Origin of the sequence: Streptomyces sp. NPDC050548, assembly GCF_044457385.1 — a bacterium.
In the GTDB taxonomy this organism is placed as follows: domain Bacteria; phylum Actinomycetota; class Actinomycetes; order Streptomycetales; family Streptomycetaceae; genus Streptomyces.
This window is the reverse complement of record NZ_JBITGV010000011.1, coordinates 235,754-258,191: the sequence shown is the minus strand read 5'-3', so window position 1 is coordinate 258,191 and position 22,438 is coordinate 235,754. Positions and strand designations below refer to the sequence as shown.

At 71.1% G+C, this 22,438-nt stretch carries 21 protein-coding genes; 13 read left to right on the top strand and 8 right to left on the bottom strand.

Annotated features, from left to right (window positions below; all coding sequences use genetic code 11):
- Window position 1: 1 nt before the first annotated feature.
- Window positions 2-877 carry an undecaprenyl-diphosphate phosphatase gene (locus ACIBJH_RS29130; RefSeq protein ID WP_399119836.1) on the bottom strand — a complete coding sequence of 292 codons (876 nt, stop codon included), beginning with the start codon at window positions 875-877 and terminating at the stop codon, window positions 2-4.
- A 251-nt stretch (window positions 878-1,128) separates the two neighbouring features.
- Here ACIBJH_RS29130 and ACIBJH_RS29125 point away from each other — a divergent pair, with 251 nt between their 5' ends.
- The 3 genes from ACIBJH_RS29125 (at window position 1,129) to ACIBJH_RS29115 (ending at window position 4,006) form a co-directional block, all read left to right on the top strand.
- The gene (locus ACIBJH_RS29125) at window positions 1,129-2,316 is read left to right on the top strand and encodes a Gfo/Idh/MocA family protein (RefSeq protein WP_399119835.1); all 1,188 of its coding nucleotides are present in this window, start codon (window positions 1,129-1,131) and stop codon (window positions 2,314-2,316) included.
- Window positions 2,313-3,251, top strand: a complete 939-nt coding sequence (locus ACIBJH_RS29120; RefSeq protein ID WP_399119834.1) for a PmoA family protein — start codon at window positions 2,313-2,315, stop codon at window positions 3,249-3,251. The genes ACIBJH_RS29125 and ACIBJH_RS29120 overlap by 4 nt, the downstream gene beginning before the upstream one ends.
- Window positions 3,252-3,370: 119 nt before the next feature.
- Window positions 3,371-4,006 (top strand): cupin, encoded by a 636-nt coding sequence (locus ACIBJH_RS29115; RefSeq protein ID WP_399119906.1) that lies wholly within the window; start codon window positions 3,371-3,373, stop codon window positions 4,004-4,006.
- 22 nt (window positions 4,007-4,028) lie between these two features.
- Here the strand turns inward: ACIBJH_RS29115 and ACIBJH_RS29110 are convergent, their stop codons facing one another.
- Entirely contained in the window at window positions 4,029-4,532 is a 504-nt protein-coding gene (locus tag ACIBJH_RS29110) for a winged helix-turn-helix transcriptional regulator (protein WP_399119833.1), read from the bottom strand.
- Window positions 4,533-4,677: 145 nt separating this feature from the next.
- On the opposite strand from ACIBJH_RS29110, the gene ACIBJH_RS29105 reads away from it, so the two are divergent.
- The gene (locus ACIBJH_RS29105) at window positions 4,678-5,847 is read left to right on the top strand and encodes a thiolase family protein (protein ID WP_399119832.1); all 1,170 of its coding nucleotides are present in this window, start codon (window positions 4,678-4,680) and stop codon (window positions 5,845-5,847) included.
- A 4-nt stretch (window positions 5,848-5,851) separates the two neighbouring features.
- Here the strand turns inward: ACIBJH_RS29105 and ACIBJH_RS29100 are convergent, their stop codons facing one another.
- Entirely contained in the window at window positions 5,852-6,616 is a 765-nt protein-coding gene (locus tag ACIBJH_RS29100) for a TVP38/TMEM64 family protein (protein ID WP_399119831.1), read from the bottom strand.
- 50 nt (window positions 6,617-6,666) lie between these two features.
- Here ACIBJH_RS29100 and ACIBJH_RS29095 point away from each other — a divergent pair, with 50 nt between their 5' ends.
- The 4 genes from ACIBJH_RS29095 (at window position 6,667) to ACIBJH_RS29080 (ending at window position 10,766) form a co-directional block, all read left to right on the top strand.
- A complete protein-coding gene (locus ACIBJH_RS29095) occupies window positions 6,667-7,389 on the top strand; it encodes a DNA alkylation repair protein (protein WP_399119830.1) in 723 nt (240 codons plus the stop codon).
- Window positions 7,390-7,700: 311 nt separating this feature from the next.
- Entirely contained in the window at window positions 7,701-8,870 is a 1,170-nt protein-coding gene (gene tuf, locus ACIBJH_RS29090) for an elongation factor Tu (protein ID WP_399119829.1), read from the top strand.
- Window positions 8,871-9,034: 164 nt separating this feature from the next.
- Window positions 9,035-9,871, top strand: coding sequence for a patatin-like phospholipase family protein (locus ACIBJH_RS29085; RefSeq protein ID WP_399119828.1), 837 nt, complete (start codon window positions 9,035-9,037; stop codon window positions 9,869-9,871).
- Between the two features lie 49 nt (window positions 9,872-9,920).
- On the top strand, window positions 9,921-10,766 hold the full coding sequence (locus ACIBJH_RS29080; RefSeq protein WP_399119827.1) for a spermidine synthase: 846 nt from the start codon (window positions 9,921-9,923) through the stop codon (window positions 10,764-10,766).
- On the opposite strand, the gene ACIBJH_RS29075 is transcribed toward ACIBJH_RS29080, so the two are convergent.
- Both ACIBJH_RS29075 and ACIBJH_RS29070 read right to left on the bottom strand, forming a co-directional pair.
- Complete coding sequence (locus tag ACIBJH_RS29075) at window positions 10,728-12,035, bottom strand: MFS transporter (protein WP_399119826.1); 1,308 nt, start codon at window positions 12,033-12,035, stop codon at window positions 10,728-10,730. The two genes, ACIBJH_RS29080 and ACIBJH_RS29075, sit on opposite strands and share 39 nt — an antisense overlap.
- Before the next feature lie 74 nt (window positions 12,036-12,109).
- A complete protein-coding gene (locus ACIBJH_RS29070) occupies window positions 12,110-13,126 on the bottom strand; it encodes a hypothetical protein (protein WP_399119825.1) in 1,017 nt (338 codons plus the stop codon).
- 152 nt (window positions 13,127-13,278) lie between these two features.
- On the opposite strand from ACIBJH_RS29070, the gene ACIBJH_RS29065 reads away from it, so the two are divergent.
- Window positions 13,279-13,716 (top strand): DUF4442 domain-containing protein, encoded by a 438-nt coding sequence (locus tag ACIBJH_RS29065; RefSeq protein WP_399119905.1) that lies wholly within the window; start codon window positions 13,279-13,281, stop codon window positions 13,714-13,716.
- Window positions 13,717-13,785: 69 nt separating this feature from the next.
- Here ACIBJH_RS29065 and galU read toward each other — a convergent pair whose 3' ends face one another.
- Complete coding sequence (gene galU, locus ACIBJH_RS29060) at window positions 13,786-14,739, bottom strand: UTP--glucose-1-phosphate uridylyltransferase GalU (protein WP_399119824.1); 954 nt, start codon at window positions 14,737-14,739, stop codon at window positions 13,786-13,788.
- 419 nt (window positions 14,740-15,158) lie between these two features.
- Here galU and ACIBJH_RS29055 point away from each other — a divergent pair, with 419 nt between their 5' ends.
- From ACIBJH_RS29055 to ACIBJH_RS29045, 3 genes are read left to right on the top strand one after another with little or no spacing between them, the layout of a single operon-like run.
- Window positions 15,159-16,901 (top strand): RICIN domain-containing protein, encoded by a 1,743-nt coding sequence (locus ACIBJH_RS29055; RefSeq protein ID WP_399119823.1) that lies wholly within the window; start codon window positions 15,159-15,161, stop codon window positions 16,899-16,901.
- 42 nt (window positions 16,902-16,943) lie between these two features.
- Complete coding sequence (locus tag ACIBJH_RS29050) at window positions 16,944-18,443, top strand: amidohydrolase (RefSeq protein ID WP_399119822.1); 1,500 nt, start codon at window positions 16,944-16,946, stop codon at window positions 18,441-18,443.
- Window positions 18,444-18,454: 11 nt separating this feature from the next.
- A complete protein-coding gene (locus ACIBJH_RS29045) occupies window positions 18,455-19,075 on the top strand; it encodes an isochorismatase family protein (RefSeq protein ID WP_399119821.1) in 621 nt (206 codons plus the stop codon).
- A gap of 84 nt (window positions 19,076-19,159) precedes the next feature.
- On the opposite strand, the gene ACIBJH_RS29040 is transcribed toward ACIBJH_RS29045, so the two are convergent.
- Window positions 19,160-20,455, bottom strand: coding sequence for a lysine N(6)-hydroxylase/L-ornithine N(5)-oxygenase family protein (locus tag ACIBJH_RS29040; RefSeq protein WP_399119820.1), 1,296 nt, complete (start codon window positions 20,453-20,455; stop codon window positions 19,160-19,162).
- Between the two features lie 110 nt (window positions 20,456-20,565).
- Between ACIBJH_RS29040 and ACIBJH_RS29035 the strand changes: the two genes are divergently transcribed.
- Window positions 20,566-21,519 (top strand): methionyl-tRNA formyltransferase, encoded by a 954-nt coding sequence (locus ACIBJH_RS29035; RefSeq protein WP_399119819.1) that lies wholly within the window; start codon window positions 20,566-20,568, stop codon window positions 21,517-21,519.
- A gap of 34 nt (window positions 21,520-21,553) precedes the next feature.
- Here ACIBJH_RS29035 and ACIBJH_RS29030 read toward each other — a convergent pair whose 3' ends face one another.
- Window positions 21,554-22,435 (bottom strand): ABC transporter ATP-binding protein, encoded by an 882-nt coding sequence (locus tag ACIBJH_RS29030; protein WP_399119818.1) that lies wholly within the window; start codon window positions 22,433-22,435, stop codon window positions 21,554-21,556.
- Window positions 22,436-22,438 lie beyond the last annotated feature (3 nt).

Sequence of the window (22,438 nt, the reverse complement as noted above, 5' to 3'; positions counted from 1 at the left end):
TTCAGCCCGCCGACTCGGCCGCGTGCGGGCTCAGCGCGCCCGCCGTGACCAGCGCGATGATGACGATGCCGAGGGCGATGCGGTACCAGACGAACGGCATGAAGCTCTTGTGCGAGATAAATTTCATGAACCATGCGATTACGGCATATCCGACCGCGAACGCGATCACCGTCGCGAACATCGTCGGACCCCATGCGATGTGTCCCTCCTCGGCCGCGTCCTTCAACTCGAAGGCGCCCGAGGCCAGTACGGCCGGCATGGCGAGCAGGAAGGAGTAACGGGCCGCCGCCTCACGGGTGTAGCCCATGAACAGGCCGCCGCTGATGGTCGCGCCCGAGCGGGAGACGCCGGGGACGAGCGCCATCGCCTGGCAGAGGCCGTACAGCAGACCGTCCTTGGCGTTCAGGTCCACCAGTGACTTGCGCTGCTTGGGTGCCCGGTGCCGGCCGCCCGTCTCGTCGCGGGCCGCGAGGCGGTCGGCGACGCCGATGACGATGCCCACCACGATGAGCATGGTGGCGGTGATCCGCAGATCCCGGAACGGTCCCTCGATCTGATCCTTGAGCGTGACCCCGAGCACACCGATCGGAATGGAGCCGACGATCACCAGCCAGCCCATCTGGGCGTCGTGGTCGCGCCGCATCTCCTTGTTCGTGAGCGACCGGAACCACGCGGCGAGAATCCGCCAGACATCCTGGCGGAAGTAGATCAGCACCGCCGCCTCCGTGCCGAGCTGGGTGATCGCCGTGAAGGCCGCACCCGGGTCCTTCCAGCCGGAGAAGGCCGCCGTCAGCCGAAGATGCGCACTGGACGACACGGGCAGGAACTCGGTCAGCCCCTGGACGAGTCCGAGGATGAGGGATTCAAACCAAGACATGGAGTTACGGCGTCCAAGTGCTGCTCGTGGAGGGGCAAAGGACACACCAAAACGCCGCGCGCGGTGATCGAGTGTGTGTGAGGGGCAGCGTAGCGTCCCGGTGTGACAGGCCGGACACAGGGGTTTCACGGGCGGTCGGGCGACTCCGGGTGCGTGGTGTTGACCAGGCGCGGGGGCGGCGCATACGTTGCAGCGGAGGAAAGCGCTTGCTGGACGCGCTCGCTGTCTCCGGAGGAGTGCTGATCACGCCCATGTCCACACCCGCCACCAACCCCGGGGCGCGTCGGCCCCTGGCCCCCCTCACCGGGCGACGCATCAGGGCCGCCGTGGTCGGCGCCGGTGCCATCGGCCGCGGCTCGCACTTCCCCGCGCTCGCCCGGCTCGCGGAGGAGGGCGAGACCGAGGTGGTCGCAGCCGTTGACATCGATGCCACCTCGGTCGAGTCCTTCTGTGCCGAGGCCGGGATTCCGCACGCCTACACCGACCTGGAGCAGATGCTCCGGGAACAGCGGCCCGACCTCGTCACCATCTGCACCCCGCCCACCCTGCACCGCGCGCAGACCGTCGCCGCGCTGCGGGCCGGCGCCTGGGTGTGGTGCGAGAAGCCGCCGGTGCCGACGCTGGCCGACTTCGACGCCGTGGAGGACGAAGAGGGCCCGGCGAAGGGGACGCCCGGCGGGCCGTACGCCTCCATCGTCTTCCAGCACCGGTTCGGCTCGGGCACCCGGCATGTGCGCCGGCTGCTCGCCGAGCAGGCCATGGGCCGGCCGCTCGTGGCGCACTGCCAGACCACCTGGTACCGCGACACCGCCTACTACGCCGTGCCCTGGCGCGGACGCTGGGCGACCGAGGGCGGCGGTCCCGCCATGGGACACGGCATCCACCAGATGGACCTGCTGCTCGATCTGCTCGGACCGTGGAGCGAGGTGAAGGCCATGGCCGGGCGGCTGGTCCACGACGTGGAGACCGAGGACGTCTCGACCGCCCTGGTCCGCTTCGCGAACGGCGCGATGGCGACCGTCGTCAACAGTGTCCTGAGCCCCGACGAGGTCAGCCGCATCCGCATCGACTGCGAGCGCGCCACCGTCGAACTCACCCACCTCTACGGCCACAGCAACGACAACTGGCGCATCACCCCCGCCCCGGACGTCTCGGGCGAGGAGGCCGCCGCCTGGCAGAACTTCGGCCCCGACGTGCCGAGTTCGCACCTGGAGCAGCTGCGGGAACTCGTCGTCAGCATGCGGGCCGGCGAACGGCCGCGCGCCAGCGGCACCGACGGGCGCACCAGCCTGGAACTGATCACCGCGCTCTACAAGTCGGCGTTCACGGACACGACCGTACGGGCAGGCGAGATCGGCCCCGGTGACCCCTATTACACGGCGCTGCACGGCGGCGCCCCCGGCTGGGCGCCCGTGGCGCGCGAGGAGGTGTCGGCATGACCGGCCTGCGTATCGTCCATGCCCACGGCGACCGCGTCACGGTGACCGAACCGGCCACCGGCGTCGAGCTGTTCAGCTACGTCTACCGGCCCGAGGCGGCCTGGGAGGCGCCGAAGCCGTACCTCCACCCGATCAGAACGCTGGCCGGCGACATCGTCACGGACTACCGGCCCAACGACCACCGCTGGCACAAGGGCCTGCAGTTCACCGCCTCGCATCTCTCGGGCCAGAACCTGTGGGGCGGCAACACCTACGTTCACGGCGAGGGGTATCTCGAACTCCCGGAGCGGGTCGGGTCGATGGCCCATGTCGCCTTCGACGAGATCGACACGCACATCGACTCGGGCGCCGAACGTCTCGTCATCGCCGAACGGCTGACCTGGCACCCTCACAGCGGCGAACTCTGGGCCGACGAGCGGCGCCGGATCGAGGTGCACCACGTCGACATCGAGTCGGGTTCCTGGGCGCTGACCTGGACCAGCGCCGTGACGAACCGCCGCGACGAGCCTCTGCTGTTCGGCAGTCCGACCACTCACGGGCGCGAGGCCGCGGGCTACACCGGCCTGTTCTGGCGCGGCCCGCGCGCCTTCCGCGACGGCCGCATCATCGGCCCCGACGGCGAGGGCCCCGGGCTGATGGGCTCCCAGGGCCCCTGGCTCGCCGTCTCCGGAGAGCACGACGGCACCGACGGCCACGCGACGGTCGTCTTCGAGCACGCCCCCGAGAACGACCACACCGGCGCCGAGGGCGCCCACCCCGCCCACTGGTTCGTACGCAACGAGCCGTTCGCGGGCATCGCCCCCTCCTTCGCCTTCTACGACGAGCTGGTGCTCGACCCCGGCGACACGCTCACCAGGCGCTACCGCGTCGTCGTCGCCGACGGGGCGTGGGAGCGGGAGGAGATCGCCAAGTACCTTGAGGTGCGGCCGTGGTGAGCACCGAGAGTTTCGGCTTCGGCGGACTGCCGGGCGGGATCGCCGTCTCGCAACTGTCCGTCTACGACTGGCCCGCCGAGGCCGATGGTGCCGGCAGGGTGTGCGGCGGAACTCCCCATATGCACCTGGCGTGTTCGGAGGGGTACGTCGTCACCGGCGGGCGCGGTGCGGTGCAGACGCTGACAATGACGGGGACATCATCGGGCACGACGTCCTGGTACGAGGTCACACCGCTCGCGGCCGGAACGGTCGCCTGGTTCACACCCGGGACCATCCACCGGCTCGTCAACGAGGGCGATCTGCGCATCACCGTCCTCATGCAGAACAGCGGGCTGCCCGAGGCGGGCGACGCGGTGCTCACCCTGCCCCCGCAGTACCTCACCGACCTGGAGACGTACGCCGCCGTCACCGCCATCCCGGCCGACGCACCCGAGGCGGAGCAGGAACGGATCGCCCGGGCCCGCCGCGACCTCGCCCTGGAGGGCTACGAGGCGCTGCGCTCCGCCGAGGGCCCGGAAGCGCTTGCCGCGTTCCATCGGGCCGCCGCCGCGCTCGTGCGGCCCCGGCTCGCGGAGTGGCGCGAGCGCTGGGAGCGGGGTGCGCGGGCCGCCGCCGCGGCCACGGGGGAGCAGCTCGACCGGCTCGACCGGGGCGACTTCTCCCACCTCGCCGACGCCGTCGTACGGGCCGAACAGCCTTCGGCGTACGGGAAGTTCGGGATGTGCGGGCGGTTGGACGTCTACAAGGGGGCGTAGTCCCCGGCCCGGCTTCTTCTGGTCAGGCCGCCGCCGGCCCGGTCACGCTCCAGCCGGGCGCCTGCGGGTGGGCCGTCAGGTCCTCGTGGCGGACCGGGGCGCCGCAGGCGGTGCAGGTGACGGCCGGGACCAGTTCGTTGCCGCAGATGTGCTCGATCACCATGGGGCGGTCGAGCAGATCCTTTCGGAGATGACGGTCACCCCATGCCATGAGGGTCATCAGGACCGGCTCCAGTTCGAGACCCGCCTCGGTGGGCCGGTACTCGTAGCGCTGCGGGTGCTCGCTGTACGTCCGCCGGGTGAGGATCCCGGCGTCGACGAGGCGGCGCAGCCGGGCGGCCAGGACGTCCCGCGGGGCACCGATGTTGCGGACCAGCTGGTCGAAGCGGCGATTGCCCAGGCACACCTCCCGCAGGACGAGCAGGGAGTACTTCTCGCCGACGAGCGCGAGGGCGTCGGCGATCGAGCAGGGGCGCGGGTCTTTGGGGACGGGCTTGTCATTGGGCTTGTCATTGGGAGGGGCCATGCGTCCAGTTTAGGTGAGGGTTTGATTTTCCAACTGACAGAGCTATGGTGAGTTTGGATTTCCTACTCACCGGTAGTTCTGGTCGCTCTTTCTGGTCGTTCTTTCTGGTCGTTCTTTCTGGCTGGTCATCCTGGAGGCCCGCATCATGCGTGACGCAGTGATCGTCGAAGCCGTACGCACCCCCGTGGGCAAGGGCAAGCCGAACGGCTCCCTCGCCCAGGTCCACCCCGTCGAACTCCTCTCGCACACCCTGCGCACCCTCGTCGAGCGCACCGGGATCGACCCCGCCCTCATCGACGACGTCATCGGCGGCACGGTCACCCAGGTCGGTGAGCAGTCCGTCAACATCACCCGGCAGGCCGTCCTGTCGGCGGGCTTCCCGGAGTCTGTGCCCGCGACCACGGTGGACCGCCAGTGCGGCTCCTCCCAGCAGGCCGTGCACTTCGCGGCGCAGGGCGTGCTCTCCGGGGCGTACGACCTGGTCGTGGCCTGCGGAGTGGAGTCGATGGGGCGGGTGCCGATGGGGTCGGCCGTGCTGCCCGGCACGGACCCCTTCGGCCCCGGCGTCGCCGCGCGCTACCCGGAGGGTCTCGTCCCGCAGGGCATCAGCGCCGAACTCATCGCCGCCAAGTGGTCCATGACGCGGGACCAGTTGGACGACTTCGCGCTCTCCTCGCACCACAAGGCTGCCGCCGCCTGGGACGCGGGCCTCTTCGACAGCCAGGTGACACCCCTGGCGGGCGCCACGCGCGACGAGTGCGTACGGCCCGGCAGCACGGCCGAGGTCCTGGGCGGCCTCAAGCCCGCCTTCTACGACCCGAGTTGGGCCGAGCGGTTCCCGGGGATCGAGTGGAACATCACCGCGGGCAACTCCAGCCCGATCAACGACGGCGCCTCCGCCGTCCTGATCACGTCGAGCGAGACGGCGGCCCGGCTGGGGCTTCGTCCGATCGCCCGGCTGCACAGCTTCGCCGTGACCGGATCCGACCCGCTGCTCATGCTCACCGGTGTCATACCGGCCACCGAGAAGGTGCTGCGCAGGGCCTCGCTCACCCTCGACGACATCGACCTGTTCGAGGTCAACGAGGCGTTCTCCAGCGTCGTTCTGGCCTGGCGGCAGGAGACGGGCGCCGATCTGGCCAAGGTCAACGTGCACGGCGGGGCCATCGCGATCGGCCACCCGCTCGGCGCGAGCGGCACCCGGCTGACGACCACGCTCGTGCACGCGATGCGGGACCGGGGAGCGCGCTACGGGCTGCAGACGATGTGCGAGGCCGGGGGCCTCGCCAACGCGATGATCATCGAGTCGGTCTGACCTGTCACCGGGCGCGCAGGTGGTGGCGCTTGCGCCAGGCCACCACCGCGCCGCCGAGGGCCGGCAGGGCGATGCAGGCCATGGCGATCAGGAAGGCCGGAGACGTGGGGCTGGACGCGCGGGCACCGGCGACGACGTACGCGGCGGTGTTCGGGAGCGATCCGAGTGCCGTCGCGAGCAGGAACGGCATCCAGCGCATGCGGGAGACGGCGGCGCAGTAGTTCACGCCCCAGAACGGCAGTCCCGGGAAGAGCCGGGCCGCCATCATCGAACGGAAGCCGTGCCTGCTGAGCTGCCCGTCCGCCGCCTTGAGCCACCGGCCGCGCAGCAGCGGGCGCAGCGCGTCCTGGCCCAGCAGGCGGCCGAGCCCGAAGGAGATCCCGGCCCCGAGCACCGTGCCCGCCAGCGCCGAGGCGGTGCCCAGCTGGGAGCCGAAGAGCGCGCCCGCCGCGAGGTTGAGCAACGGGCGCGGTACGAAGGCCACGCTGCACAGGCCGTAGGCAGCGGCGAACACCAACGCCGCCATGGCGCCGGTGAGTTGGGGCGGCCAGCCGTCGGAGAGGAGGCGCTGCGGGTGGAAGAGCAGCACGGTCGAAGCCGCCCCGGCGAGCAGGACGAGCAGCAGCGACAGCCGGGACCACGGTGAGAGCAGGGCTCTCGTGCAGCGCGCGGTGAAGCCGGTCGGGGCGACGGGCAGCAGCGGCGCGACGGGGACGACGGACGTGGCCGTGGCGGTGCCCCCAGAGCGGGTGGTGGCATCGGCGAGCATGTCGGCGACCCTAACCGACCTGTGTATGTGATCGCCGTATGGTTCGTCTCATGAGCGTCACAGGTGCGGGCACCCCGAAGGTGCCGGGCAGTGTTCTCGCCGACACCGTGCTGGAGCGGCTCACCGCCACGTACGCCGCCGCGACCGACGCGGAACGGGCCGTTCCGATGCGGGCCTATATGAAGGACATCGCGCCCTTCCTCGGTCTGACCACGCCCGTACGCAGGGCTTTGTCCCGCACGGTCCTGGAGGGCACGCCCCGCCCCGACGAGACCGACTGCACCGCGATCGCCCTGCGCTGCTGGGAACTGCCCGAGCGCGAGTACCAGTACTTCGCGGTGGACTATCTGCGTCGCCATGTGAGGCACTGCACGTCCGGCTTCCTGCCCGTCGCCCGGCATCTCGTCTCCACGGTCCCCTGGTGGGACACCGTCGACGCACTCGCCTCCCACGTAGTGGGAGGCCTGGTCGCCGCCGATCCCAAGCTGACGGCCGACATGGACGCGTGGATCGTCGACGACGACCTGTGGGTCGCCCGTACGGCCCTGCTTCACCAGCTGCGATACAAGGAGCGCACCGACACCGAACGCCTCTTCGCGTACTGCCTGCGCCAGTCCGGGCACCCCGATTTCTTCATCCGCAAGGCCATCGGCTGGTGCCTGCGCGAGTACGCGAAGACGGACCCGGAGGCGGTACGGGGCTTCTTGGCGAGGGAGAAGGGGAGGTTCGCGCCGCTGTCGGTGCGCGAGGCCCTGAAGAACATCGGCTCCTGAAGAACATCGGGGCCTGAAGAACATCAGGGCCTGAAGTCCCTTCTGAAGTCCGGGTACTGATAAATCGTTCGACGTGGGGCAAAGCGTCGGCAATGATCGGCGTCATGTTCCGGTACGCCTTCCACCTCGCAGCATCCGCGGTCGCGGATGCCCCGAAGGCTGCCGTTCCCGCACTCGTTCCTGTTCTAGCTGCCGCAGTCGACGGCGCCCGAAGCTGACCCTCTCCGGATCGTCCGGCGGACCCCGCAGGGGGAGGGTCGGCGAGTCCTCGGGGTCCCCGCACTTCACTCACCAGGCTTCGAGGTACCGCCATGTCCAAGACGGCATACGTCCGCACGAAACCGCATCTCAACATCGGCACGATGGGCCATGTCGACCACGGCAAGACCACCCTGACCGCCGCCATCACCAAGGTCCTCGCCGAGCGCGGCGCGTCCGCCTTCGTACCGTTCGACCGGATCGACCGGGCGCCGGAGGAGGCCGCGCGCGGCATCACCATCAACATCGCGCACGTCGAGTACGAGACCGACACCCGGCACTACGCGCACGTGGACATGCCGGGCCACGCCGACTACGTCAAGAACATGGTCACCGGAGCCGCGCAGCTCGACGGGGCGATCCTCGTCGTCTCCGCGCTCGACGGGATCATGCCGCAGACCGCCGAACACGTGCTGCTCGCCCGGCAGGTGGGCGTCGACCACATCGTGGTCGCGCTCAACAAGGCCGACGCGGGCGACGAGGAGCTCACCGACCTCGTGGAGCTGGAGGTCCGCGAACTGCTCACCGCGAACGGCTACGGCGGCGACTCCGTACCCGTCGTACGGGTGTCCGGCCTCAAGGCCCTTGAGGGAGACCCCCGTTGGACGGCGTCGATCGACGCGCTGCTCGACGCCGTGGACACGTATGTGCCCATGCCCGAGCGTTACCTGGACGCGCCGTTCCTGTTGCCGGTCGAGAACGTGCTCACCATCACCGGACGCGGCACGGTGGTCACGGGCGCGATCGAGCGCGGCACGGTCCGGGTGGGCGACCGGATCGAAGTGCTCGGGGCCGCCGTCGAGACGGTGGTCACCGGCCTGGAGACCTTCGGCAAGCCCATGGCGGAGGCGCAGGCCGGTGACAACGTGGCGCTGCTGCTGCGTGGGGTGCCGCGGGACGCGGTCCGTCGCGGGCACATCGTCGCGGCGCCCGGCAGCGTCGTGCCCAGCCGCCGCTTCTCGGCGCGGGTGTACGTCCTGTCGGCCCGCGAGGGCGGCCGTACTACCGCGGTGTCGACCGGTTACCGGCCGCAGTTCTACATCCGCACCGCCGACGTCGTCGGCGACATCGACCTCGGTGAGACGGCGATCGCGAGGCCGGGGGACACCGTCACGATGGCGGTCGAGCTGGGCCGTGAGGTCCCGCTGGAGCCGGGGCTCGGCTTCGCGATCCGTGAGGGCGGACGGACGGTCGGCGCGGGCACGGTGACGGAGGTCGGCTGAACGAGCGAGGTGCCCGTCCCTGCGGGGGCGGGCACCTTCGCGCTTTCGAGGCGGGGTGGTCCCGCCAGTGTCAGGCGGGCGACCCGCGACGGCCATTGTCAGTGCCGTGCGCAAGACTTGATCGCGGAAGCAGTCGTGGCGAGTGATGGAGAGGTGGGGGCACCATGGCGGGCAAGGCACTTGTGCTGGGCGGCGGGGGCATCAGCGGTATCGGCTGGATGGCCGGGATGCTGTACGGGCTGGGCGAGGCGGGCGTGGATCTCGGCGACGCCGATGTCGTGATCGGTACGTCGGCCGGTTCGGCCGTCGGCGCGCAACTGACGGCGGGCACGCTCAAGGAACTCTACGAGCGCCAACTCGCGGCCCCCGAGGGCGAGATGCCGGGCCGACTCGGCCTCGGCCTGCTGTTCCGCTACGTGCTGACGACCCTGACCTCGCGCACTCCCGAGGCGTACGGCCGGAGGATCGGCCGTTTGGCACTCGCCGCCAGGACACCCGACGCGGCGGCCCGGCGCGCCGCGATAGAGAGCAGGCTCGTCTCGCCGGAGTGGCCCGATCGTGCCCTGCGCCTCACCGCCGTGGACACCGCGACCGGAGAGCTGCGGGTCTTCGACAAGGACAGCGGGACGGCCCTCGCCGACGCGGTCGCCGCGAGTTGCGCGGTTCCCGGTGTGTGGCCCCCGGTCTCGATCGAGGGCAGGGTCTGGATGGACGGCGGTATCCACTCGTCCGCCAACGCCCATCTCGCCGAGGGCTACGACCGGGTCGTCGTCCTCGCCCCGATGGCCGTGGGCGGCGGCCCGCTGGCCTCGGCCGCGGACCAGACGCGGCGGCTCGTGGAACAGGGGGCCCGCGCGGTTGTCGTTCATCCGTCCCCGGAGGCGAAGCAGGCGTACGGCCGCAACCCGCTCGACCCGGCGGTACGGGCGCCGGCCGCTCGCGCGGGGCGGGAACAGGCGGCGGCGCACGTGGCTGAGGTGGGGGAGGTGTGGGGGGTCTGACGGGCCCGTACGACAGCACCCCCTCGCTCCACCCCGGCACAATGGACCCGTGAACGAGCCCATACCCGTGACCCGGGACGTTGATCACGGGACCGCCAAGCTGATGCCCGACGTGGACCGGGCGCGGGCCTGGCTGCTGACCGTGGACGGGGCGCCGCAGTCGTATGTGGACCTGGACGCGCCGACGCATCTGGAGTTCGAGTACGCGCGGCGGCTGGGGCATGTGCTGGACATCGTCGCGGAGCCGGGGCGCCCGCTGGACGTGGTGCATCTGGGCGGTGGGGCGCTCACGCTGCCCCGGTACCTGGCGGCGACCCGGCCGGGTTCGCGGCAGGACGTCGTGGAGGCCGACCGGGGGCTGCTGAAGCTGGTCGCCGAGTATCTGCCAGTGCCGGACGGTGCCGGTGTCACCGTGCACGGCGCCGACGCCCGGGCATGGCTGGAGGCGGCGCCGGACGGTTCGGCGGACGTGGTGGTCGCGGACGTGTTCGGCGGGACGCGGGTCCCGGCGCACCTGACCTCCGTGGCGTACGCCCGCGAGGCCGAGCGCGTGCTGCGGGCCGAGGGGTACTACCTCGCCAACCTCGCGGACTCCACCCCCTTCGCGTTCCTGCGCGCCCAACTCGCCACGTTCGGCGCGGTGTTCGGGGAGCTGGCGCTGATCGCGGAGCCGGCTGTGCTGCGCGGACGCCGGTTCGGCAACGCGGTGCTCGTCGCCTCCCACCGGCCTCTCGACACGGTGGCCCTGACCCGGCTCGTGGCCTCGGACGCCTTCCCCGCGCGGCTCGAACACGGGCTAGCGGTACGGGAGTTCATCGGCGGCGCGCGACCCGTCCGGGATGAGGACGCCGTACCGTCACCCGAGCCCCCCGACGGAGCGTTCGGGATCGGCTGAGCCGTTCGCGGCCCCCGGTTCCTCGTGGGCGGGCGGTCCGGTGCGCCGCCGCAGGTTCCGTACCTCCGGTACGCACAGGGCTCCCGCCGTGACCAGGGCGACCAGGGCCGTGCACCCCCACAGGGCCGCCGTCCGGCCGAACGCCGACTCCGCGGGGCCCGCCGCCGCGGCGGCGACCGGCATCAGCGCGATCGAGCCCAGCCAGTCGTACGCCGCGATCCGGGAGAGTTTCTCCTCCGGGATCTCCTGGTGCAGCGCCGTCATCCACGACACCCCGAACACCTCGACGGTGGCTCCGGCGACGAACATCACCACGCACAGGACACCGACCGGCACCGGTATCGCGAGCGCGGCGGACGGCAGCGCCAGGGGGAAGATGCAGAGCATGCCCGCGAGGAGCAGTCTGCGGGGTTTCCAGCGGGTCATCAGCAGGGCGCCGCCGACCGTGCCCGCGCCGAACGCGGCCAGGGCCAGGCCCCAGGGGCCCGCGCCGCCGAGACTGTCCCGGGCGACGAGCGGGCCGTAGACGCCGTCGGCCGCGCCGACCACCGCGTTGGCGATGGAGAACGCCAGGACGATGGACCACAGCCAGGGCCTGCCGATGAACTCCCGCCAGCCGTCCCGGAGATCGGCCAGCATCCCGCCACCCGGTGCGCGCGGCGGGATGTGGCTCACGTCGAGGAAGGAGCGCAGCGTCCCGGCGACCGCGAACATCGCCGCGTCGAGGGCGAGTACCCAGCCCGGGCCGACCACCGCGACCAGCGCGCCGCCGAGGGCCGCGCCGCCCAGGGAGGCGCCCTGCATCGCCATCCGGAACACCGCGAACGCCCGGCCCGCCTGCTCCCCGCTCACCGTGGACATCAGCATGCCCTCGGCCGCCGGACCGAAGAACGCCTGGCCGGTGCCGCCGAGCGCGGTCAGCAGCATCATCTGCCACAGCCGGGGCTCGCCGGCGAGGACCAGTACCGCGAAGGCCGCCTGCGAGACACAGCTGAGGGCGTTGGCCGCGACCATCACCCGGTGCCGGGGCACCCGGTCCGCGAGCGCGCCGCTGATCAGCAGGAACACCACCAGCGGCAGCGTGCGCGAGGCGGCCACCAGTCCCACGTCACCGCTGTCGCCGCCCGCGTCCAGCACCGCGAACGCGGCGGCGATCAGCGCACCGCTCCCACCGAGCCCGGTCGCCACCGCGGCGGTGGTCAGCAGGGTGTAGTTGCGGCCCGCCCAGTCGGGACGGTGCGGGTGACGGAGGGCGGCGGTGTCGTTCACCGGCCGACTATCGCCGCCCGCGCCACGGCCTGCCAAACCATTTGCTGCCAGAATCCGGCCAACCCGTCACGGCGTCAGCTGACGCTGCCCGTCGGGTCGCCGTGCAGCCGTACGGTGCTGAGGATCTTCTGGATCGTCGCGTCGGGGATCTCCTCGCTGACGCCCTTGGCGCCGTAGAGGGTCCAGGAGACGAAGTCGCCCGCCGAGTTCTTGAAGGCGAACGTGGTCGCCTTGCCGTCCGAGGAGCACTTGCCGCTCTTCGGCACGCCGGTCGTGTAGGAGGTGGCGACGCTGCCTGCGACACCGGACTTCGTCGTGTACGACTTCGCCGCGCCGATCTTCAGGTACTTCTTGGAGGAGTCCTTCTGGTCCGTGTACCCACCGAAGGCGAACGCGGCGGCGTCACCGCGCGCGGTGCTCGCGGTGTCCTTCGCACCGTCCTCGCCCTTGGTGCCGCTGGACGCCAGCGACGAGGTCTCCTTGGTGCCGTCCTTGTCGTCGTCGGACTCGCACCAGTTCTGCTTCAGATAGGCGGGCGCGGAGAAGCCGATGTACGGGGAGCCGTCGCCCTTCTGCTCGTCCTCGAAGAAGGTGAAGGTGCCCGGCGTGCCCACCTCCCAGTCGGCGGGGACGTCGAAGGCGGTGCCGTACTTCTGGTTGACGACGACCTTCCAGCCCGCGATGGTCGGCTGCTCGGTCTCGGTGCCGCGCGGGTTGTCGTCGGAACCGGAGGAGGAGGCACTCGGGTCCGCGGAGGCCGAGGGCGACTGGCTCGACGTGTCCTTGCCGCCGTCCGCCTTGTCGTCCTTGTTCCCGCCCAGGACCAGGAATCCAGTCACCCCGGCGGCCACGACGACGGCCGTGGCGGCGACGATCGCGACCAGCTTCGTCCGGTTTCCGCCGCCCCCGCCCTGCGGCGGCTGCGGTCCGCCGGCGGGGCCCGGAGCGCCCCACTGCGGTTGCTGCCCATAGGGGTTGGGCTGCTGGTAGCCGGGCTGCTGATACGGATTCGGCTGTTGGTACCCCGGCTGCTGGTACGGGTTCTGTTGCGGGTTCTGCTCGCCCCCGGGCGGCTGCTGTCCTGGCCACATGGGCAGTAACCCTAGTGCGGCACGGGACACGGTTGGGTCACCGGCCCTTGTCAGGGTCGTACCAACCGGGGGCCGGACGGTGTTTGCCGGCGCACAGGTCTGGTCCGACTTGGCTACCCATGGGTAACATGCTGTCCATGAGCGCAGATCAGATGTCCATCGGCGAGTTGCTCGCCGCCACGGTGCCGATGGTTCGCACGCTGAACCTGGAGTACCTGGAGACCAGTCCCGAGCGGGCCGTGCTGGCCCTGCCGGACCAGAGCGAGTACCGCAACCACGTCGGCGGGCCGCACGCCGGTGCCATGTTCACCCTCGGTGAGTCCGCCAGTGGCGCGATCGTCCTCGCCGCCTTCGGCGACCAGCTCTCGCGGGCCGTGCCGCTCCCGGTCAACGCCGAGATCGCGTTCAAGAAGATCGCCCTCGGCCCGGTCCGGGCCACCGCGACCCTCGGTCGCCCCGTCGCCGACGTCGTCGCCGAACTCGACGCGGGCGAACGCCCCGAGTTTCCGGTCGCCGTCGCCATCCAGCGCGAGGACGGCGCCGTGACGGGGGAGATGACGGTCACCTGGACACTCCGGCCGAACGGCTGACCGTCGCATCGCTGACAGGAGGGCCCGGTCAACGCCCACGGCGTGACCGGGCCCTCGTGCGTGGGGAGTTCAGGCGGCGAGCCGCTCGTCGGCGCTCGCGCCGACCTCCATCCCCGCCACGAACTCCTTCAGCCACGCGAGGAATTCGGGTCCCAGGTCCGGGCGGTCGCAGGCCAGCCGGACCACCGTGCGCAGATAGTCGGCCTTGTCGCCGGTGTCGTAGCGCAGGCCCTTGAAGACGACTCCGTGGACCGTGCCTCCGGCGGCCAACTCCTGGAGGGCGTCGGTCAGTTGGATCTCGCCGCCGCGGCCGGGCGGGGTGCGTTCCAGGGTGGGGAAGATCGCGGGGTCGAGGACATAGCGGCCGATGACGGCGTAGCGGCTCGGGGCGTCCTCGCGGGACGGCTTCTCGACCAGGCCGGTGACCCGTACGACACCGTCCTCGCCGGTCGGCTCGACGGCCGCGCAGCCGTACAGGTGGACCTGCTCCTCCGGGACTTCCATCAGGGCGACCACGCTGCCCGCGTACCGTTCGCGGACCTCCAGCATCTGGCTGAGCAGAGTCTCGCGCGGGTCGATCAGGTCGTCGCCGAGGAGGACGGCGAACGGCTGGTCGCCGACGTGGTGGCGGGCGCAGAGCACCGCGTGGCCGAGGCCGAGCGGGTCGCCCTGGCGGATGTGGTGGATGTCGGCGAGGCGCGCGGGATCGCGTACGGCGTCCAGGCGCACGGTGTCGCCCTTGGCGGCCAGGGCCTGTTCCAGCTCGAAGGCGTGGTCGAAGTGGTCCTCGATGGCGCGCTTGTGCCGGCCGGTGACCATCAGGATGTCGTCGAGTCCGGCCGCCGCGGCCTCCTCGACGACGTACTGGATCGCGGGCTTGTCGACGACCGGGAGCATCTCCTTCGGCGTCGCCTTCGTCGCGGGCAGGAACCGCGTGCCGAGCCCGGCGGCCGGCACGACCGCCTTGCGGACCGTGGGGGCGGGGGCGGGTGCGGTGGTGGCTGAGGAGTGGGGGGCGATCATGCGGCTCATGGTGGCCCACGGCGATGAGAGCACCCCGAGAGAAACCTCGGAGTTCCCTGTGCGCCCCGCTTAGTTCGCGGGAGAGTTGGAGATTTCGTGTAGACGCCTGTGGATACCGGCGGTAACCAATCTGAATTCACAGCGTTTTGAACGTTGGTCACCCGAACTCCTTGTTTCCTGTCAGGCGCTTGTGCGAGTGTGAGCCACCTCATGAGGCCAGTCGTGAGAAGGCAATGGTCAGGGTCGTTTCTGACATGTCATAGGTATGCACCAAGCAAGCACCTGCTTTCCGATGGTCGGGCATTCGTGTGCCGTCCTGCGGCTTGGAAGGAAATGGTCCCGTGCAATCCCCTACCCCCCCACGCCCGCCGTTCCCGCCTCGCCCCGGATCGAGTCCGGGGGAGTCGGACCGCAATCTCATGGCACAACTCGGTGACAAGGCCTCGGGCACTCGTTCCGTCGCCCTGCTGCTCGCGCGCCACTGGCAGTCGACAAGTGAATATGCGGCCATCTGCCTCGCCACCGCCGAGAGTTCGGCGTCCATGGTGGCGAGCGCCGCCTTCCATCAGGTACTCGCGAGCCGGGTGACCGGTGGCGCCCTGCGGCCCCAACTCCTTGTGGCGGTAAGGGAGACGGTGAAGAAGTGGGCCGCCGATGAGCGAATTCCCGCGCTGTTGCCGGAACTTCGCAAACCCACTGGCGGCCGGGGTCTACGCGCGGCGAGGCCCGGCACCTCCGAAAGGCGGAAGCTCGCAGAACGAGCTTTCGGCAAGCTGCCGGGCGGCTCCCAATGCCTGCTGTGGCACACCGAGGTCGAAGCCGAACCCATAACCGTACCGGCCGGTCTGCTGGGTGTGGACGAGGCCACCGCGACCGCCGCGCTGGACCAGGCACGTGAACAATTCAGGGCAGGTTGCGTCCGCGCCCACCATGAACTCGCGCCGACGCCGGAATGCCGCTACTACAACCGTCTCCTCGACGTCCCGATCCGCCGCGGCGGCAGTCTGTTGCCCGATGTGCAACGGCATCTCATGACATGCCGCTACTGCCGTTTCGCGGCGGAGCAGTTGAGTCATTTCGACGGCGGCCTCGAAGTACTGCTCGCCGAGACCGTGCTCGGCTGGGGCGCCCGCCGCTATCTCGACTCACGGCCCGGCCGCGCGACGCCCGGGACCGCCGCCCGTGCCGCCCGCCGCCCGATGGGCCGCCACCGCCCCACCCCGGACGGCGTCCTCGCCTTTCCGCGCAGGCACCCCAGGGCCGCGGTCGTGGGGCTGACTTCCCTTGCGCTACTCGCGACCGTGCTCGTCTCCAAGGGCTGGACCCAGGGCGACACCCCCGATCCGCAGGCCACCTGGGGTGCGCCCAGCGGCAGTTCGTCCCACCAGAGCCCGGTCGCGGCGCCCTCGTCGGCCGGTGACGAGTCGGCCACCGGTGCCGTCGGCGCGGGAGTCGTCCAACAGGGCGTGCTGCGCGCCCTCGCGTCCGGGCTGTGCCTCGACGTGGCGGGCGGGCGGGTGCGCGACGGTGCCGCCGTCACCCTGGCCGTGTGCTCCGACGCCGGGTCGCAGCAGTGGTCGTACGACCAGGACGGTCTGCTGCGCAGCCTCGACGATCCCGGACTGTGCCTCGCCGCCGACACCGACAAGGGCACGGTCACGCTGGCCGGGTGCCTGGTGCACGCCGGCGACGTGTACTACGACCTGACGGTCCGCGGCGAGCTGCTGCTCCGCTGGAGCCAGGGGCTGGCCGTCGCTCCCGAGAACGGGAAGAAGGGGGCGCGGATCGTGCTGGCGGGACGCAACGGGTCCGCCGGGCAGCGCTGGGCGCTCGGATCCGCCGCCGACGCGGGGGCCGAAGGCGGCGAACCGACGGACGGAGGCAAGACGGACGGAAGGGGCGACGCGCCCCGCGGCGGTGCTCCGACGGCACCTGAGGGTGGTGACGTGCCGCAGCCGCCTCCCACGGATGTTCCCCAGCAGGACCAACCGCAGAACGCGCCCCGCGCCGTGCAGGTCGCCTGCTGCGAGCAGCCCGCGCCGGACCCCGCTCCCACGCCCGCGCCGGTCGTCGATGCCCTGCAGCCGGTGGTGACGGTGGTCGGGGACGTCGTGAACACTGTCACCGGTGCCCTCACCGAGCTCGTCCCGGCCGGGCACTGACATGAAGGTAAGGTAAGGCTAACTTTACCTAGGGGGTCCCATATGGCAGACACCGCAAGTGCCCCGGCGCCCGCATGGACGCTCGCCCGGGTCCGGCTCGGCGCCGGTGGACCGCTTGCCCGGCTGCGGGTGGCGGACGGCAGGATCACCCACGTCGTCCCGGAAGCGAGCGGGGACACGGACACCGGGACCGGCGGTGAACCGGTCCTCGATCTCGACGGGCGGGTGCTGCTGCCCGGCCTGTGGGACGCCCATGTCCACCTCGCGGAATGGGCGAGCGCCCGGCACCGGCTGGACCTGGCCGGCACCGCCTCCGCGCGGGCGGTGGCCGACCTCGTCCGGGCGCGTGCCGGGGCGGCCGACGGCACGGTGCTCTACGGCTACGGGTTCCGCGACGGCCTGTGGCCCGACGCCCCGCACAAGGCACTGCTCGACGCGGTGCTGCCGGACCGGCCGGTCGCCCTGGTCAGCGCCGATCTCCATGCCGCGTGGTTCAACTCCGCCTGCCTCGCCCTCGTCGGCCGAGCCGACCACCCCACCGGACTGATCAGGGAACACGAGGCCCACGAAGCCCTGGCGGCCCTTCCCGCGACCCCGGCCGAGGTGCTCGACGGCTGGATCGAGGAGGCCTGCCGGGCCGCCGCCGCACGCGGGGTCACCGGTGTCATCGACTTCCAGTTCGGCGACACGGTCGCGGACTGGGAACGCCGCGTGGCCCAATTCCGGCCCGCCGTACGGGTGTTGGCGGCGGTGTATCCGAGTCGTCTGGACGCCGCGATCAAGCGCGGACTGCGCACGGGGGACGAGATCGGCGGCCTGGTCGGAGTGGGCCCGCTGAAACTCTTCACGGACGGCTCGCTCAACACCCGCACCGCCCTGTGCCGCGACCCCTACCCGGGCCTTGAGGGCACGGACGGCGCCCACGGCATCGAGGAGACCGCCCCCGGAGAACTCGTACGGCTCATGCGGCGCGCCGCCGCCCACGGCATCGAACCGGCCGTCCACGCCATCGGCGACCGCGCCAACACCGTTGCCCTGGACGCCTTCGAGGCGGTGCGCTGCCGCGGCCGGATCGAGCACGCGCAGCTGCTGAACCCCGAAGACCTCCCGAGATTCGCCGAGTTGGGGGTGATCGCGGGAGTCCAGCCCCGGCACGCGACGGACGACCGTGACGTGGCGGACCGGCACTGGGCCGGCCGTACCGAACGCGCCTTCGCCTACGGCGACCTGCTCGCCGCGGGCGCACGGCTGGAGTTCGGCTCGGACGCCCCGGTCTCGCCGCTCGACCCGTGGCTCGCGATTGCCTCGGCGGTCAGCCGCACCGACGACGAACGCCCCGCCTGGCATCCGGAGCAACGCCTGTCCGTCCCGGACGCGTTGGTCGCCGCGGCGCGTGGCCGCAGGCTCATCAGGGTCGGGGACCCGGCGGACCTGGTAGTCGTGGACGTGGACCCGCTGGACGCCGATCCGGACACCCTGCGCGCGATGCCGGTGCACGCCACGATGACGAACGGCCGCTGGACCCACGGCCCTTACTCATGATCCCGTACGACATGCCCGACCCCGCCGCGCTGCCCCCGGACCGCACCGGCTGGTCCGTCGACGCGCGCCGCGCCGCCCTCGTCGTCCTGAACGTTCAGAACCACTTTCTGCACGTGCTGCGCGAGTCCTCCGCGCCGGTCGGTCAACTCATCGCAGGAGTGGGCCTGTTGGCGGAGTCGGCGCGGGCCGCGGGCATCCCCGTCCTGTACACCCTCAAGACCGCCGAGCGTGAACCGGCCGGGCGCGAGACCAGTTTCGGGCACCCGCGGCTGCCCGGTGGCGAGGACTCCCGGGACATCGTGGACGCGCTCAGGCCGCAGGTCGGCGACAGCGTGCTGGTCGCCAAGCGGTTCAGCGCCTTCGCCGGCACCCGACTGCGGCGCAGGCTCACGGAGTTGGGGCGCGACCAGCCAGTGATCGTCGGTGTGTTCGCACGGACGCAGGTGCTGCTGACCGCCGCCGACGCGTGGATGCAGGACATGGAGCCGTTCGTCGTCGCGGACGCGGTGGCCGACCGCGCGCACGAGGACCACCGGATGGCCGTGGACTGGATCGCGGCGACCTGTGGAGCGGTGCGGACCGTGCGGGGCGTTGTGGACGTGTTCGGCGAGCCGGTGTCCCAACACCGGTGATGTGACGGCGAGTTGACCGGTCGCAGGCAAAGACCCCGGGCCCGGAAGGGACCGTACCCTCCGGGCCCGGGGAGTCGTGGGGTGTCAGGCGGCTGCTTTCGTCGTCTGTACCGAGCGGTGGATCTCCTCGGCCCGGACCGCGACCGTCGACAGCAGGGTGCTGGTCAGCCCGTGGGTGTGCTCGGTGCCGCCCTGGAGGTAGAGGCCGGCGGTCACCTCCGGGACGGTCTCGACCCGGTGGTCCCGGCCCACGCGGATCTCGTCCCCGTCGTCCCGGAGGCAGAGCTTGGCCGCCTCGCCGAGCAGTGAACCCAGGTCGCGGGGCCGGTAACCGGTCGCGAGCACCAGTACGTCGGCGGCCAGCACCTGCTTCTCGCCGGTGGGCAGGAACTCCACGGCGACATCGAGACCGCCGTCGGCACCGGCATCCACGGAGCGGACCCGCGAGACGTTCAGGAAGCGCAGCCGCTCCCGTCCCGCCACCTTCTCCCGGTACGCGGTGGCGTACAGGGCCTCGATCAACTCCATGTCGACCACGGAGTAGTTGGTGGACCGGTGGTAGTCGAGCAGCGACTGCTTGACCTCGGAGGGCGCCGAGAAGTAGACGTCCACCGCCTCCGGGTCGAAGATGCGGTTCGCGAACGGGCTGTCGTCGGCCGGGGTGTAGCCGTACTTGGCGAACACCGAGCACACCTCGGCGTCCGGGAAGGTGCGGTGCAGATAGTCCACCGCCTCGGCGGCGCTCTGGCCCGCGCCGAGCACCACGGCCCGTCGCACCGGCTGCCCCGCGTCGGCCAGTTCGGTCGCGCGGGGGATCAACTCGCTGTTGTGCCAGAGGCGTTCGCCCAGTTCGAGGCCCGGCGGCACATGTGGCTCAAGGCCCATGGCCACGCTGATGTTGCGGGCCCGGCGGGTCACGGTCGCGCCGTTCCCCGAGGGGTCCCCGGTGGTGACGTCGAAGAAGGCCACCTCGCCGTCGTCGCCGCGCACCGGGTCGACGGCGACGACCTCGCTGCCGTAGGAGACGAGGTGGGAGACCCGCTCGGCGGCCCACTCGAAGTACTCGTGGAACTCCACGCGCAGCGGGAAGAGGGTCTTCTGGTTCAGGAAGTCGATCAGTCTGCCCTGCTCGCGCAGGAAGCACAGGAAGCTGTAGTCGCTGGTCGGATTCCGCAGCGTGACCAGGTCTTTGAGGAACGACACCTGCATCGTGGCGTCGTCGATGAGCATGCCCCGGTGCCAGCCGAACCGCGGCTGGCGCTCCAGGAACAGGGCGTTGAGACGGCTGTCTGCCGGAAGGCTCTTGTTGTGCTCCTCAACCGCTATGGACAGAGCGAGATTTGACGGACCGAATCCGATTCCGAGTATGTCGTGGACCACTTCGGAATCCAGTAGCGGTGACTTCACCGTGGCATCGCCTCCCTCAGGCAACCCAATGCTAGATAAGGTAAGGCTTACCTTGCAATGAGTCGTTGAAGGGAAGGACCGTCATGCGGGTCGTCATGCTCGGCTATCAGACCTGGGGTCACCGCACGCTGCAGGCGCTGCTGGACTCCGACCACGAGGTCGTTCTCGTCGTCACCCACCCGAAGAGTGAGCATGCCTACGAGAAGATCTGGGACGACAACGTCGCCGAACTCGCCGAGAAGCACGACGTCCCCGTCCTGCTGCGCAACCGCCCCGACGACGCCGAACTCCTCGACGCCGTACGGGAAGCGCGGCCGGACATCATCGTCGCCAACAACTGGCGGACCTGGCTGCCGCCGGAGCTGTTCGACCTTCCGCCGCACGGCACCCTCAACGTCCACGACTCGCTGCTGCCGTCGTACGCCGGGTTCTCCCCGATCATCTGGGCGCTCCTGAACGACGAGCCGCGCGTCGGTGTCACCGCGCACCGCATGAACGGCGAACTCGACGCCGGGGACATCCTGATCCAGCGCTCGGTCCCGGTCGGCCCCACCGACACCGCGACCGACCTGTTCCACCGCACCGTCGACCTCATCTCGCCCATCGTGCGCGAGTCGCTCGACCTGATCGCCTCGGGCCGCGACGCCGGCCAGTGGGTGCCGCAGGACCGCGGGCGCGCCAGCTTCTTCCACAAGCGGTCGGCGGAGGACAGCCGGATCGACTGGAGCTGGCCCGCGGAACGCCTGGAGCGCCTCGTGCGCGCCCAGTCGGACCCGTACCCGAACGCCTACGCCTTCCACCGCGGCGAACGGCTCAGGGTCGTCTCGGCTGCCGTCTCGGAGGGACGCTACGGCGGCACCCCGGGCCGGATCTTCATCCGCGAGGGCGACGGCGTGGTCATCGTGGCCGGCCCCGAGGCCCACACCGGGCGTGGCCGTGGGCTGTTGGTGCGCCGGGTGCGCACCGACGACGGCACCGAGTACGGGGCCGGCGACTACTTCCGCACGATGGGCGGGTACTTGACGTCCCGACCCTGAGCGAGCGGGCCCCTGTCACGCGTTGACGGGGGCCTCACCGGGTCGAAACGGCGTCCTCGGCCCGGGAGGTGTCGCCGTCGTGGTGGTGCCGCCCCAGCGGGATCACCAGCGGGGTGCCGCTGACCGGGTCGGGGGTGATCCGGCAGCGCAGGTCGAAGACGTCCTCGACGGTCGCCTCGGTGACGACATCGGCGGGCGCGCCCTCGGCGACGATACGGCCGGCCTTCATGGCGATGACGTGATCGGCGTACCGGCAGGCCTGGTTGAGGTCGTGCAGGACCATCACCACCGTGCGGCCCTCGCGCCGGTTGAGGTCCGTGATCAGGTCGAGTACGTCGATCTGGTGGGCGAGGTCGAGATACGTCGTCGGCTCGTCGAGGAGCAGTACCGGGGTGTCCTGGGCAACTGCCATGGCTATCCAGGCGCGTTGGCGCTGGCCGCCGGAGAGTTCGTCGACCGGACGCTCGGCCAGCTCGGTGAGATTGGTCGCCTCAAGGGCCGCGTGCACGGCCTCCTCGTCCGCGGCCGACCACTGCCGCCACCAGGTCTGGTGCGGGGACCGGCCCCGGCCCACCAGATCGAGGACGGTCAGTCCCTCCGGTGCCACCGGGGTCTGGGGCAGGATGCCGAGTTTCCGGGCGAGTTCACGGGTCGGCACGGAACGCAGCGCGACACCGTCCAGCTCCACCACGCCCTGACGCGGGGCCAGCAGTCGGGCGAGCGCCCGCAACAGGGTCGATTTCCCACAGGCGTTGGCCCCGACGATGGCCGTGATCCGGCCGGTCGGCACGGTCAGGTCCAGATTCTCGACCACCGCCCGCCCGTCGTAGGCGAGATGAAGATCTCGTGCCCGCAACTCGGGTCCGGAGGCGGGTGATTCGGACGTCCGCGGGGCGCGCGGGTCAGTGGTCGACATGCG